The organism is Tabrizicola sp. T74 (assembly GCF_057219935.1).
The window spans coordinates 251,679-264,072 of sequence record NZ_JBXVVT010000001.1 but is presented as its reverse complement, the minus strand read 5'-3'; the positions used below and the strand labels follow the sequence as shown (position 1 = coordinate 264,072).

Annotated in this window: 15 protein-coding genes; 2 read left to right on the top strand and 13 right to left on the bottom strand. The window is 65.3% G+C overall.

The genetic code is table 11. The features are described from left to right. The first annotated feature begins 43 nt into the window (after nt 1–43). The gene (locus AC2EAL_RS01380; protein ID WP_128513963.1) at nt 44–298 is read left to right on the top strand and encodes an accessory factor UbiK family protein; all 255 of its coding nucleotides are present in this window, start codon (nt 44–46) and stop codon (nt 296–298) included. Between the two features lie 94 nt (nt 299–392). Next, the gene (locus tag AC2EAL_RS01375) at nt 393–872 is read left to right on the top strand and encodes a VOC family protein (protein WP_484722380.1); all 480 of its coding nucleotides are present in this window, start codon (nt 393–395) and stop codon (nt 870–872) included. Here AC2EAL_RS01375 and AC2EAL_RS01370 read toward each other — a convergent pair. The 13 genes from AC2EAL_RS01370 to AC2EAL_RS01310 all read right to left on the bottom strand — a co-directional run bounded on the left by AC2EAL_RS01370 (nt 869) and on the right by AC2EAL_RS01310 (nt 12,298). After that, nucleotides 869–1,630, bottom strand: coding sequence for a TIGR02186 family protein (locus AC2EAL_RS01370; protein ID WP_484722379.1), 762 nt, complete (start codon nt 1,628–1,630; stop codon nt 869–871). The two genes, AC2EAL_RS01375 and AC2EAL_RS01370, sit on opposite strands and share 4 nt — an antisense overlap. Further along, on the bottom strand, nt 1,627–2,547 hold the full coding sequence (locus AC2EAL_RS01365; RefSeq protein ID WP_484722378.1) for a sulfite exporter TauE/SafE family protein: 921 nt from the start codon (nt 2,545–2,547) through the stop codon (nt 1,627–1,629). Before AC2EAL_RS01365 ends, AC2EAL_RS01370 begins: the two co-directional genes overlap by 4 nt. An 83-nt stretch (nt 2,548–2,630) precedes the next feature. Then, nucleotides 2,631–3,434 carry a purine-nucleoside phosphorylase gene (locus AC2EAL_RS01360; protein ID WP_484722377.1) on the bottom strand — a complete coding sequence of 268 codons (804 nt, stop codon included), beginning with the start codon at nt 3,432–3,434 and terminating at the stop codon, nt 2,631–2,633. Next, nucleotides 3,434–4,402: an ABC transporter permease gene (locus AC2EAL_RS01355; protein ID WP_484722376.1), complete on the bottom strand. Its 969-nt coding sequence runs from the start codon at nt 4,400–4,402 to the stop codon at nt 3,434–3,436. Before AC2EAL_RS01355 ends, AC2EAL_RS01360 begins: the two co-directional genes overlap by 1 nt. Continuing rightward, on the bottom strand, nt 4,402–5,502 hold the full coding sequence (locus tag AC2EAL_RS01350) for an ABC transporter permease (protein ID WP_484722375.1): 1,101 nt from the start codon (nt 5,500–5,502) through the stop codon (nt 4,402–4,404). Before AC2EAL_RS01350 ends, AC2EAL_RS01355 begins: the two co-directional genes overlap by 1 nt. Next, the gene (locus AC2EAL_RS01345) at nt 5,502–7,046 is read right to left on the bottom strand and encodes an ABC transporter ATP-binding protein (RefSeq protein ID WP_484722374.1); all 1,545 of its coding nucleotides are present in this window, start codon (nt 7,044–7,046) and stop codon (nt 5,502–5,504) included. Before AC2EAL_RS01345 ends, AC2EAL_RS01350 begins: the two co-directional genes overlap by 1 nt. Before the next feature lie 116 nt (nt 7,047–7,162). Next, nucleotides 7,163–8,158 carry a BMP family lipoprotein gene (locus AC2EAL_RS01340; protein WP_484722373.1) on the bottom strand — a complete coding sequence of 332 codons (996 nt, stop codon included), beginning with the start codon at nt 8,156–8,158 and terminating at the stop codon, nt 7,163–7,165. Between the two features lie 157 nt (nt 8,159–8,315). Beyond that, nucleotides 8,316–8,747: a GNAT family N-acetyltransferase gene (locus AC2EAL_RS01335; protein ID WP_484722372.1), complete on the bottom strand. Its 432-nt coding sequence runs from the start codon at nt 8,745–8,747 to the stop codon at nt 8,316–8,318. Continuing rightward, nucleotides 8,744–9,349 carry a tRNA (adenosine(37)-N6)-threonylcarbamoyltransferase complex dimerization subunit type 1 TsaB gene (gene tsaB / locus AC2EAL_RS01330; RefSeq protein ID WP_484722371.1) on the bottom strand — a complete coding sequence of 202 codons (606 nt, stop codon included), beginning with the start codon at nt 9,347–9,349 and terminating at the stop codon, nt 8,744–8,746. Before tsaB ends, AC2EAL_RS01335 begins: the two co-directional genes overlap by 4 nt. A gap of 7 nt (nt 9,350–9,356) precedes the next feature. After that, on the bottom strand, nt 9,357–9,920 hold the full coding sequence (locus AC2EAL_RS01325; protein ID WP_484722370.1) for a NifU family protein: 564 nt from the start codon (nt 9,918–9,920) through the stop codon (nt 9,357–9,359). 101 nt (nt 9,921–10,021) lie between these two features. Then, nucleotides 10,022–10,177, bottom strand: a complete 156-nt coding sequence (locus AC2EAL_RS01320; protein WP_484722369.1) for a hypothetical protein — start codon at nt 10,175–10,177, stop codon at nt 10,022–10,024. 105 nt (nt 10,178–10,282) lie between these two features. Next, complete coding sequence (locus tag AC2EAL_RS01315) at nt 10,283–10,654, bottom strand: diacylglycerol kinase (RefSeq protein WP_484722368.1); 372 nt, start codon at nt 10,652–10,654, stop codon at nt 10,283–10,285. A 3-nt stretch (nt 10,655–10,657) separates the two neighbouring features. Further along, nucleotides 10,658–12,298, bottom strand: a complete 1,641-nt coding sequence (locus AC2EAL_RS01310) for a phosphoethanolamine transferase (protein WP_484722367.1) — start codon at nt 12,296–12,298, stop codon at nt 10,658–10,660. Between the last annotated feature and the right edge of the window lie 96 nt (nt 12,299–12,394).

The following is a 12,394-nucleotide window of genomic DNA, read 5'->3' as shown; positions in this document are numbered from 1 at the left end:
GGCGGGTCGGGGCCATATAGGCACCAGCAGCAGGAGGTGGCCCATGCAGACCCGGAACAAGTTCTTCGACGACATGAGCCAGCTCATGACCAACGCGATGGGTGTGGCCCAGGGCGCCAAGACCGAGGCCGAGACCGCAATGAAAAGCTGGATCGACCGCTGGATGGCCGACCGCGATTTCGTCACGCGTGAGGAGTTCGACGCCGCCCGCGCCATGGCGCAGAAGGCGCGCGAGGAAAACGCCGCCCTTGAGGCCCGGATTGCGGCGCTTGAGGCGGCGCTGGCCAAGAAGAAGTAGCGCCCGCCGCGCACCGCACTTGTGCGAAAAGCCCTGTAGTCCTGCTGCGCATCCAGGCGTAGGCTGAGTGGCATAGCTGCAGCAAGGTGCCGCGATGTCGCTTCCACCCGAAACCCGTGTCGGTCATGTCCACCTGAAGGTCGCCGATCTTGACCGGGCGATTGCTTTCTACTCTGGCGTCCTCGGCTTTGACCTGGTGGGGCGCTATGGCACCCAGGCCGCCTTCCTGTCTGCGGGGGGCTACCACCACCACATCGGGCTCAATACCTGGGAAAGCCTTGGCGGCTCGCCCCCGCCACCCGGTCATACCGGCCTCTACCACACCGCCTTCCTGTTCCCCGACCGCAAGTCGCTGGCCAACGCCCTGAAACGTTTGGTCGAGGCGGGCCATCCCCTGACCGGTGCCTCCGACCACGGCGTGTCCGAGGCGCTGTACCTGGACGACCCCGACGGCAACGGGGTGGAACTCTACCGCGATCGGCCCCAGGCCGACTGGCCCCGCAACCCGGACGGCTCGCTGACCATGTTCACCAAGCGGCTGGACGTGCAGGCCCTTCTGGCCGAGGCCGATTAGACCCGGATCAGCCGGAACGCCGCCGACGCGCCCCATCCGGCCAGCGCCGCCAGCACCAGCGAGAAAAGGCCGTAGATCAACGGCTGCTCCTGCGCGAGGTTGAAGATGAACCGCTCCAGCCCCTCCTTGCGCACGCCGATCACCCGCTGCTGGCTCGCGATCACCCGCTTGTCGCGCAAAAGGAACAGGCGGACCTTGTATTCGCCTTCGGTCAGGTTCGCGGGCAGCACGATGTCGGCACGGAACAGCGTCTCTTCCGTCAGCTCGACCTTGCCTTCCAGAAGCCGGTACCGCCCCTCGTTCGTCCTGACCCGCAGCAGCGCCAGGATGAACTCACCCGCGCGGTCAGCCTCGTCCGCAATCCCGATGGCCCGGATCACACGTTCAATCGTGATGCCGTAGCGCAGGTTGTCGACGTCCGACAGGATGTGGTTCAGCGGTCCGGTCGTGGCAACCGCGAAAAAGCTCGGGGCGCTGTCGATCTGGACCGAGGCGTTGTTCACCCAGATCCCGGCAACCCGGCCTTTGCGGCGCACGGCCACGGGGGTCGACGGCCCCTCGACCGTCACGATCACCTCCAGCGGCCCCTTGTCCTCGGGCGCGGGGGTATCGCGCTTGACCGCCCCATAGATCAGGATCTCCGACCCGTCGAAATCCGCCGTGATCGACACGCGGTTCTGGCTCATCCCGGCGACGATCTGCTCTTGCGCCGCGACAGGCAGCGTCAGGGCCAGCAGGAACAGCGCCGCCCGGATCATGGCAGGACCCCCGGTGCGACTGAATACAGCTCATCCGGTGTGACCAGCAGGTCGACCGCGATTCGAATCGACACGGCCAGGACCAGAAGCGACAACAGGATGCGCAGCTGTTCCGCCTTCAACCGCACACCCACCCGCGTCCCGATCTGCGCGCCGACTACGCCCCCCAGGATCAGGAGCAGCGCCAGCAGCATGTCCACCGTCTGGCTGTTCACCGCATGCATCACGGTGGTGAAGCTGGTGACAAAGATGATCTGGAACAGCGATGTCCCGATCACGACCTTCGTTGGCATCCCCAGAAGGTAGATCATCGCCGGCACCAGGATGAACCCGCCGCCCACCCCCATGATCGCCGACAGGAACCCGACCGCCGCCCCGATCAGCACCGGGGGGATGACGCTGATGTAAAGCCCGCTGGCGCGGAACTTCATCTTGATGGGCAGGCCATGTACCCAGGAATGCACGTGCGCCCGGCGGATCGGCGCGTTCGCCTTGCGTGATCGCAAAAGGCTCCGCAGGCTTTCCTGGAACATCATCGCGCCGATCAGGCCCAGGAAGATCACATAGGACAGCTGCACGAAGAGGTCGATTTGCCCCAGCCGGGTCATGATCCCGAAGACCCAGACCCCGATGGCCGAACCCACCACGCCCCCGGCCAGCAGGACGCCTCCCATCATGAAGTCCACGCCCTTGCGCCTGAGTTGCGCAAGAACGCCCGAGATCGACGAAGCCACCACCTGGTTCGCGCCGGTGGCCACGGCGACGGCCGGGGGGACGCCGATGAAGAACAGCAAGGGCGTGATCAGGAACCCGCCGCCAACCCCGAACATGCCGGACAGGAACCCCACGATCCCGCCCAGCCCCAGGATGAGGAAGGCATTGACCGAAACCTCGGCGATGGGGAGGTAGAGCTGCATCGAGGCGGCCAGTCAGGAAGCGAAAGCGCAGGAGTCTTCAAACGGTTGCGCGCCTTTACCGGGGATGTCAAATCCCGATTCGATTACTTCCGCTGACGCAGGAATTCCCTGAGAATCCGTTCCAGTTTTGCCGCACCCAGCGGGGCCATCGCCTTGGTGTGTTCGTGGCTGATCTTCTCGTCACTCATCCCGGCTGCCATGTTGGTGATTGTGGAGATCGCCGCGACCTTCAGCCCCAGGAAGCGCGCAAGGATCACCTCGGGGACGGTGGACATCCCCACGGCATCCCCGCCCAGAAGCTTCAGCATCCGGATTTCCGCCGGCGTCTCGAAGGATGGGCCGGAGTACCAGCAGTAGACGCCTTCCGGCAGGTCGATCCCTTCCGCCTTCGCCGCCGCCTTCAGGCTCGCGCGAAGCACGGGGTTGTGCGCATCCGTCATCGGCACGAAGCGCGCATCCGTCTTCTCGCCGATCAGCGGGTTCAGGCCGGAATAGTTGATGTGGTCCGACAGAAGCATCACGTTGCCGGGCGGAATGTCAGGCCGCATCGATCCTGCCGCATTGGTCAGGATCAGGCTCTCCGCCCCCAGCGCCTTCAGGACCTGCAGAGGCAGCAGCATCGCCCGGGGATTGCCGGATTCGTAATAGTGCTCCCGTGCGCCGAAGACCGCGACCCTGACACCCTCCAGCGTCCCCACATGCAGGTTCGGGTTGTGACCCGACACGCCCACATGCGGGAAACCCGGCAGGTCGGCATAGGGGATCGCCACCCCCTCCACCGCATGGGCAAGGTGGCCAAGGCCTGACCCCAGGATCAGCCCCAGCGCCACCGGAGCGTCCCCGGCACGGGCGCGGATCAGGCGCGCAAGCGTCGCAGCGTCGGACATCAGCGTTCTTTCACGTAGGGCTCACCGCCCGCGCGGGGCGGGATCGCCTTGCCGATGAAGCCCGCCAGCACGATCACGGTCAGGACGTAGGGCAGGGCCTCGATGAACGAAACCGGCACCTTCACCTGAACGATCCCCTCGACAATGTCCGGACGCGCCGCCAGCGCCTGGAAGAAGCCGAACAGAAGGCAGGCATACATCGCCGCCACGGGCCGCCACTTGGCGAAGATCAGCGCGGCGAGAGCGATGTAGCCGCGCCCCGCAGTCATCTCCTTGCCAAAGCCCGCCTGCAGCGCGGTGGCCATGTAGGCCCCAGCCAGCCCGCACAGGACCCCGGTGATCATCACTGCCGAAAAGCGCAGGCCCTTGACGCTGACGCCCGCCGTGTCGACCGCCGCCGGGTTCTCGCCCACGGCCCGCAGCCGCAGGCCATAGCGCGTGCGGTACAGGACCCACCAGGTCAGCGCGACGATACCGAAGGCCGCATAGACCAGGATGGAATGGCCCGAAATGACCTCGTGGTAGAACGGTCCGAGGATCGGCACCTCCTTCAGCGCATCGGCGAAGGGCAGGTCGATCGGGTTGAAGCGGGCCGCGCCCTCTAGGGGCGGGGTACGACCGCCCTGGCCGAACAGGCTTTGCGCGACCAGCACGGTCATGCCCGAGGCGAGGAAGTTCAGCGCTACCCCCGCGATCAGCTGGTTGCCCCGGAAGGTGATCGAGGTGACCCCATGGATCAGCGCAAAGATCAGCGAGCCGAAAATGCCCGCCAGCGCGCCCACCCAGGCATTCCCGGTGTAGAAAGCCACCGCCCCCGCACACATCGCGGCGGTCAGCATCTTTCCCTCAAGCCCGATGTCGAAGACGCCAGCGCGTTCCGAGTAGAGGCCCGCGAGGCAAGCCAGCAGCAACGGCGTCGCGAGGCGCAGGGTCGAATCGAGGATCTGCAGCAGCGTTGCGTAATCCATCACGCGGCCTCCAGCTTCTTGGCGCGGAAAAGGGCGAAGATGCGGGTCAGAAGCATCCGCACCATCATGTCGAGCGCGCCGGTGAACAGGATCACCAGACCCTGCACCACGGTCCGCAGTTCAATCGGGATCTTGGTCCAAAGCCCCAGCTCCGCCCCGCCCTGGAACAGGAACCCGAACAGAAGGGCGGCCAGCACCACCCCCACCGGATGGTTCCGCCCCATCAGCGCCACCGCGATGCCGATGAAGCCCGCGCCCGAAGCCGAGTTGCCCAACAGACGCTCCGCCTCGCCCATCACGTTGTTGATCGCCATCAGCCCGGCAAGGCCGCCGGAAATCAGCATGGCGATCATGATGATCTTCGTCGGGTTGATCCCGGCATAGCGGGCCGCTGGTTCCGACTTGCCGAAGGCGCGGATCTGGTAGCCAAGCCGAGTCCGCCAGAGGAGCGCCCACACCACCACAGCCATTGCCAGCGCGATGAAGAAGGTGACGTTCGCCGGCACCCCACTGGTGAAGATCAGGTTCAGCCCGGGGATTTCGTTGAAGCTTGGCAGATGCGTCGCCTCGGGGAAGGTCGCCGTGGCCGGGTCCATCTTCCCCGGCGGGCGCAGCACGTCGACTAGCATGAAGATCAGCAGGCTGGCGGCGATGTAGTTGAACATGATCGTGGTGATCACGATATGGCTGCCGCGTTTCGCCTGCAGATAGGCCGGGATCGCCGCCCAGGCCGCCCCGAATAACGCCGCCCCGCAGGCCGCAGCCAGCAGCGCAATCGTCCAGTGCGGCCACGGGATGAACAGAAGCGCCAGCGCGACGCCCAGGCCGCCCAACTGCGCCTGCCCTTCGCCACCGATGTTGAAAAGGCCCGCATGGAAGGCCACGGTCACGGCAAGGCCAGTGAAGATGAAGCTCGTGGCGTAATAGAGCGTATAGCCCCAGCCATAGGCGTTCATCACCGACCCCTGGACCATCACCGTGATCGCTTCCCACGGGTCCTGCCCGATGGCGATGATGACGAGCGCCGAAATGATCGCGGCCAGCGTCAGCGAGACAAGGGGCACAAGGGCGACATCGGCCCAGCGTGGCAAGCGGTCCATCAGGCGGCCTCCCCTTTGCCGGTCACCCCAGCCATCAACAGGCCAAGCTCGCGTTCGTCGGTCTTCTCCGGATCGCGGAAGCCCATGATCTTGCCGTCGAACATCACCCCGATACGGTCGGAAAGGCTCATGATCTCATCCAGTTCCACCGAAACCAGCAGGATCGCCGCCCCCGCATCCCGCAGGGCGATGATCTGGTTGTGGATGAACTCGATCGCGCCGATGTCCACCCCCCGTGTCGGCTGGCCGATGAGCAAAAGCGCCGGGTTCTGTTCCATCTCGCGCGCCACGACGATCTTCTGCTGGTTCCCGCCCGAGAAGCTTTTGGCCGCCAAAGTCGGGATCGGCGGGCGCACGTCGAACTTCGCCATCTTGCGCTCGGTGTCGGCGCGGATGGCGTCGTTGTCCATGAAAAGCGCGTTCTTCTGGTAGTCCGGGTCGTTGAAATAGCCGAAGGCCACGTTCTCCCAGGCGGTGAAGTCCAGGATCAGCCCGTGGTGATGCCGGTCCTCGGGCACATGGGCGATCCCCGATGCCCGGCGGCTTTGCCCGTCCGACCCGGCACCTGACAGGGGCAGCACCGCCCCCTTCAGCGTGGCCGAGCCCGTCGCGGTCTGCATCCCGCCCAAGGCCGCCAGCAGCTCGGACTGTCCGTTCCCCGCCACCCCCGCGATCCCGAGGATTTCCCCCGCGCGGATCTCGAAACTGACGCCCTTCAGCCGTTCGACCTTGTGCTCATCCCGCACCCGCAGGTCCTTGACGGACAGGACGACCTCACCCGGCTTTGCAGGTCCCTTCTCGACCTCCAAAAGGACCTTGCGGCCCACCATCAGCTCGGCCAGCTGCTCGGGAGATGTCTCCGCCGTCTTCACCGTGGCCACCATCGTGCCCCGGCGCATGACGCTGACGTTATCCGTGGCCTCCATGATCTCGCGCAGCTTGTGGGTGATCAGGATCACCGTCTTCCCCTGGTCCTTCAGCCCCTTCAGGATGCGGAACAGGTGGTCGGCCTCGTCGGGCGTCAAGACACCCGTCGGCTCGTCCAGGATCAGGATGTCGGCCTGCCGATAGAGCGCCTTCAGGATCTCCACCCGCTGCTGGTGGCCCACCGACAGATCCTCGATCAGCGCGTCGGGGTCCACCTCCAGCTCATAGTCCCGCGCCAGCCGCTCCAGCTCTTTCCGCGCCTTCGTCAGCGAGGTGTTGAGCAGCTGCCCTTCCTCGGCCCCCAGGATGATGTTTTCGAGGACGCTGAAATTCTGCACCAGCTTGAAGTGCTGGAAAACCATGCCGATGCCGGCGCGGATTGCGCTCTGGCTGTCCGGGATCGGGGTCAGCTGGCCATTGACGAAGATCTGGCCGGAATCGGCCTTGTAGAAGCCATACAGGATCGACATCAGCGTCGACTTTCCCGCGCCGTTCTCGCCGATGATCCCGTGGATCGTGCCCTTCGGCACCGCGATGTTGATGTCCTTGTTCGCCTGGACCGGACCGAAGGCCTTGGAAATGCCCTTCAGTTCGATGGCATATGCCGCGTCAGCCATATGTTCCCCCTGTCGCCGGGTCCGGCCGCTTATTGTGCGGCTTCGGGGCCCGCCCCTTGCTAAGATGCCGCGCCAGAGGTCTGGCGCGGCATCATTCGTCTCAGGCTGTCAGCCGATCAGAACGTGGCGGCCGGGCAGGTGTTGTCCGACATGTAGTCGTGCACGACCAACTCGCCCGACTTGATCTTCTCTGCCGCCGCATCGACTGCGGCCTGCATTTCCGGGGTCACCAGCGAGGCGTTGTTCTCGTCCATCGCATAGCCCACGCCGTCGTTCGCCAGACCCATGACGTTGATGCCGGGGGCCAGCGCTTCGCCTTCCTTGAAGGCCTCGTAGACGGCGTTGTCCACGCGCTTCAGCATCGAAGTCAGGACCTTGCCCGGGTGCAGGTAGTTCTGGTTGCTATCGACGCCGATCGAGAGGATCCCCTCATCCGCCGCCGCCTGCAGGACGCCCACGCCAGTGCCGCCCGCGGCTGCGTAGATCACGTCCGCGCCTTGCGCCTTCTGGCCCTTGGCCAGTTCCGCGCCCTTCACCGGGTCGTTCCAGGCCGCCGGGGTGGTCCCGGTCATGTTCAGGACGACCTTGGCATCGGGCTTCGCTGCCAGCACGCCCTGGGCATAGCCACAGCCGAACTTGCGGATCAGCGGGATGTCCATGCCGCCGATGAAGCCGACGGTGCCGGTCTTGGTCGCAAGGCCCGCCATCATGCCAACGAGGTACGAGCCCTCATGCTCGTTGAACACGACCGACTTCACGTTCGGCTGTTCCACGACCATGTCGATGATCGCGAACTTGGTGTCCGGGAAATCGGGGGCGACCTTGTTCAGGACGTCGCCGAAGGCGAAGCCGGTCATGACGACGGGGTTCGCGCCGGCTTCGGCCAGACGGCGCAGCGCCTGTTCGCGCTGGGCCTCGTCCTGCATTTCCAGTTCCTTGAAGGTCCCGCCGGTTTCCTCGGCCCAACGGGTCGCACCGTTGAAGGCGGCCTCGTTGAACGACTTGTCGAACTTGCCGCCCAGGTCGAAGATGATTGCGGGTTCCGCCGATGCGACACCTGCAAAGAGTGCAAATGCGCAGGTGGCCCCGGCAAGGGATTTCATAAGGCTCATCGGTGTTCTCCCGGTTGATAAACTCTACGCGCCGCCCTGTCCGCCGGTCTTCCCGGTCGCGAGCGGTTCCTGACACTGATTAGTGGGGAAGCCCGCATGGGGGTCAAGCCGGATTCTTTTTACTTCGGTAAAAAATTGACCTTTTGGTCAAAAAAACTTACCGCACCGCAGCAGAGACAAGATCGCGGCGCAGAACAAGGGCATCTACAAGCTGCCCGTCAGGAGTGTGATAGTACCCACGCCTCCGACCCGCCGGACCGAACCCAGCCGATTCGTACAGCGCGATTGCCGGCGTGTTTTCGGCGGAAACCTCAAGAAACGCGTGTTCTGCGCCCCGCAGGCGGGCCTGGTACAGGAATCGTGCCACCAGCTTGCGTCCCAGGCCCCGACGCCTTGCATCGGGCGACACGGCAAGCGTCAGCAGTTCGGCCTCGCCTGCGACGGCGCGGCCCAAGAGGAACCCCGCGTCGCCTTCGACAAGAAGGAAGCACAAAGGATCGGCGAGGAAGCTGCTGAAATCGGCAGCACTCCACGGTGGCGGCGTGCGGAAGGACCGCGCGTGCAGGGCGGCCAACGCCTCGGGCGTCACGGCAGAATCACCGGGGGCGGGTCTGCCGGCGGCGCGGCATCCGCTCCGCGAAGGTAGAAGGGGGCAGGGCGAGGCTGGGGCGTCATCGCCCGCACTGCGCCGATGCGCGCAATGGCCTCCGTCAGCGGCACGGCCGGGGGCAGGGCACCCTCACCCGCCGCCGAGCCGGTTGCCGGGCAGGCGGGAACCACCCGGTCGGCCAGATGCGCGGCTCCGGGACCTTCGGGGGTGAACATCTGGACATAGACCTGGCCGCGCTTTGCGTCCTCGACGACGACCACCGGGCGTGGCAGGCCATAGGCCAGCGCCTCCAGCCGGGTGACCCCGACCGCCGGAATGCCAAGGCCAAGGGCCAATCCCCGCGCCGCTGCAACCGCGATGCGGACCCCGGTGAAGTTGCCGGGACCCGTGCCAACGGCAATCGCCTTCAGGTCTGCCCAGCCCAGCCCGGCTTCGCACAGCATCTCCTCCAGCAGCGGAACCAGCCGCTCGGCCTGGCCCTTCTCCATCGGTTCGACCCGCTGGATCAGGCCTTCGGGCAAAAGCAAAGCGGCCGCGCAGTGCGCGGCCGAGGTATCAAAGGCCAGGATCGGCAAAAGCACGGCAGGCTCAGGCGGCGACGGGGCGCACTTCCAGCACTTCCGGGATATAGTGCCGCAGCAGGTTCTCGATCCCCATCTTCAGCGTCAGGGTCGAGGACGGGCAGCCCGCGCAGGCGCCCTGCATGTGCAGATAGACGACGCCCCGGTCAAAGCCGTGGAAGGTGATGTCGCCACCATCCTGCGCCACTGCCGGGCGGACGCGGGTGTCGAGAAGCTCCTTGATCTGCCGGACCACGTCGCCGTCCTCGCCGGTATGTTCGGCATGGCCGCCACCGGTCGCGCCTTCGCCCTCGATCACGGGCTGCCCCGACTGGTAATGCTCCATGATCGCGCCCAGGATCTGCGGCTTGATATGGGCCCAGTCGACGCTGTCGGCCTTGGTGACGGTCACGAAGTCGGTGCCGAAGAACACGCCCGTCACGCCGCCCGCCGCGAAGATGCGCTTGGCCAGCGGCGATTTCGCAGCCGCCTCGGCGCTGGGGAAGTCGGCGGTGCCCAGCTCCAGCACGGTCTGGCCGGGCAGGAACTTCAGCGTCGCGGGGTTCGGCGTGGATTCGGTCTGGATGAACATCTGAAGTCTCCGACTATTCCACTCGGATATGCGCCTTCAGCGCCGCAACGTCAAGTCTGGAACCGTTCTAAAGTAGGGTGGGCAACCTGCCCACCTTACGTTCAGGCGCGATCCGAGCCCCAGTAGGCGTACATCTGTTCCAGCGCGGTCAGCGGGCGCAGCTGCGGGGCAGGGACGTCGACGGGTTCGGCGGAAAAGTACGGCTCGATCGGCGTGATGGCCTTGGTCTTGCGGACCGGGAACGGGTGGATCGACATGATGCAGAGCCTTTCGTCTGGCTCCTCCCTGTCGGCAAGATAACCCTCACCGCCCGCTGTCCAAAGGACTTATGCTGCATGGCAGCAATGCATGTGCAGCATAGCCTACCAGATCAGCACCACCGCTGCATAGATCACCAGAACCCCGATCGTGCAGGCCACCGCCAGCGAGCCCAGGTCCTTGGCGTCCTTGGCAAACTGCGACCAGCCCGGGGACAGATGGTCGACCAGCACCTCCAGCGCGGTGTTCAGCGCCTCGACCGCGATCAGCACCAGGCCAAGCGCCAGCATCCCCAGAATCTCGGGCAGCGAGGCACCGAAGACCGCCAGCACGACCAAGAGGCCAGCGATCAGCGCCACTTCCTGCCGGAAGGCGCTTTCCTGCGACAGCCGCTTCAGGCCCCCCAGCGAATAGCCCGCCGCCGCAAGGAAATGCGCGACGCCGGACTTGCGCGGCGGCTTTTCCTGCACCGTCATCGGTCAGCCCGCCACGGCCTGCCGACAGGCCCCCGCCAGGTCCAGCGCCGCATCTTTCGCCGTCGTCGTCACGTCCACCATCCCCAGCACCGTCGAGAACATATTGTCATGGCTGACCGGGTCCGCCGCCGCTGCCTTCAGGCAATCCTGGTCAAGCGCCAGACTGGCACGGAACCTTTCCGACATCCAGATCACCATCGGGACATGGGTCTGATACTCGGGCGCCATGAAATAGGGCGTGCCATGCAGGTAAAGCCCGCCCTCGCCCAAGGACTCGCCATGGTCCGAGACGTAGTACATTGCCGGGATCACCCGGTCGCTTGCCTCCAGGATGTCGATCACCTGGGCCAGGAAGTTATCCGTATAGGCGATGGTGTTGTCATAGGCGTTGACGATCTCCTCGGTCGTGCATTGGGTCAGCTCGGGCGTCTGGCAGGCCGGAGCGAAGATCTCGCGGTCAGCCGGGTAGCGCAGCCAGTAGCTCGGCCCGTGGCTGCCGATCTGGTGCAGGACGATGACCGTGTTCTGCGTGATCGACGCCGCCTTTTCCCGCAGGTCCGCCAGGAAGATGCCATCTGTGCATTCCGGCTGGCAGAACTCTGCCCCGTCCTCGGCCGTCATCATGCGCGACGCCACGCGGTCGGCCACGTTCTTGTGCCCGCCATTGTTGTCCCACCACTCCACGGCAAACCCGGCATGCGACAGCACATCGACCAGGTTCTCGGTCCCCAAGCCCCCTTCGTAGGAATACTCCGCCCGGCTCAGCGGCGAGAACATGCAGGGCAGCGACGTCGCCGTGGCCGTCCCGCAGCTTGAGGCATTTGGGTAATAGACGATGTCGCGCTTTGCGAGTTCGGGGTTCGTCTCGCGCCCATAGCCGCCCAGGGACCAGTTCTGCGCCCGCCCCGTCTCTCCCGCGACGATGACCATCAGCACCGGCTTGTCCGCCTTGGCCAGGTTGGGTCCGGGTGCCGCATCGCGGCCGGTGGGCTGCAGGACGATCTGGGTCGACTTGACCATCATCCTCGCATAGCGCAACGCCCCGGATATCGGTGCCAGCGGCTGGACTGAAGCCATCAGCTCCTTGTTGCCGCGCAGTACCGTCGAATAGGCCTTGAGGTTGGTGAACAGCAGCCCGACCAGAAGCGCTGCCGACACCGCGCCCACCACCCCGTAGCCCACCAGGGCGCGCGGGACCGAGGTTCGCTTTACCCGCACCCAAAGGACCACGACCGCCGGCAGCACGCCATAGACGGCGACGTGCCAGATGAAGTGCAGGGTGATCAGGTGCTTTGATTCCGCGAAGGTCGTGGTCATCGCGTTCTGGATCATCTCGCGGTCGACCACGACGCCCAGAACCTCCACATAGTATGACGTCACCCCCGCGATGAGCAGAAGCGCCACCAGCACAGCCTTCTGCGCCCGGCGCACCGCCAGGGCCGAGATCACGAACATCATCAGCGCCCAGACCGCGCCCGCAAAGACCAGCGCTGTGGCCGTCCGGCCCTCGAAGATACGAAACAGATGACCCCAGAAGGTCGCGTTGCACAGCGCCATCAGATAGGTCGCGACAAGCGCATTCAGCGCGAAGGGCGAAAGTGTGGGGCGATTGCCCGTCTGGGCCGCCCGATCAGGGAAAGTCATGCAGATGTCCGGGGAAACAGGCTCGATGCGGCCCACACCCACTTTAGGTCATCCGCTGTGCCCCTGCAGTAAGCAGGCGCTTAATCGCGCCGTTCT

Excerpts from the sequence above, each read along its gene's own strand:
- AC2EAL_RS01380 (WP_128513963.1), top strand. The coding sequence starts at position 44 with ATGCAGACCCGGAACAAGTTCTTCGACGACATGAGCCAGCTCATGACC.
- AC2EAL_RS01375 (WP_484722380.1), top strand. The coding sequence starts at position 393 with ATGTCGCTTCCACCCGAAACCCGTGTCGGTCATGTCCACCTGAAGGTC.
- AC2EAL_RS01370 (WP_484722379.1), bottom strand. The coding sequence starts at position 1,630 with ATGATCCGGGCGGCGCTGTTCCTGCTGGCCCTGACGCTGCCTGTCGCG.
- AC2EAL_RS01365 (WP_484722378.1), bottom strand. The coding sequence starts at position 2,547 with ATGCAGCTCTACCTCCCCATCGCCGAGGTTTCGGTCAATGCCTTCCTC.
- AC2EAL_RS01360 (WP_484722377.1), bottom strand. The coding sequence starts at position 3,434 with ATGTCCGACGCTGCGACGCTTGCGCGCCTGATCCGCGCCCGTGCCGGG.
- AC2EAL_RS01355 (WP_484722376.1), bottom strand. The coding sequence starts at position 4,402 with ATGGATTACGCAACGCTGCTGCAGATCCTCGATTCGACCCTGCGCCTC.
- AC2EAL_RS01350 (WP_484722375.1), bottom strand. The coding sequence starts at position 5,502 with ATGGACCGCTTGCCACGCTGGGCCGATGTCGCCCTTGTGCCCCTTGTC.
- AC2EAL_RS01345 (WP_484722374.1), bottom strand. The coding sequence starts at position 7,046 with ATGGCTGACGCGGCATATGCCATCGAACTGAAGGGCATTTCCAAGGCC.
- AC2EAL_RS01340 (WP_484722373.1), bottom strand. The coding sequence starts at position 8,158 with ATGAGCCTTATGAAATCCCTTGCCGGGGCCACCTGCGCATTTGCACTC.
- AC2EAL_RS01325 (WP_484722370.1), bottom strand. The coding sequence starts at position 9,920 with ATGTTCATCCAGACCGAATCCACGCCGAACCCCGCGACGCTGAAGTTC.
- AC2EAL_RS01320 (WP_484722369.1), bottom strand. The coding sequence starts at position 10,177 with ATGTCGATCCACCCGTTCCCGGTCCGCAAGACCAAGGCCATCACGCCG.
- AC2EAL_RS01315 (WP_484722368.1), bottom strand. The coding sequence starts at position 10,654 with ATGACGGTGCAGGAAAAGCCGCCGCGCAAGTCCGGCGTCGCGCATTTC.
- AC2EAL_RS01310 (WP_484722367.1), bottom strand. The coding sequence starts at position 12,298 with ATGACTTTCCCTGATCGGGCGGCCCAGACGGGCAATCGCCCCACACTT.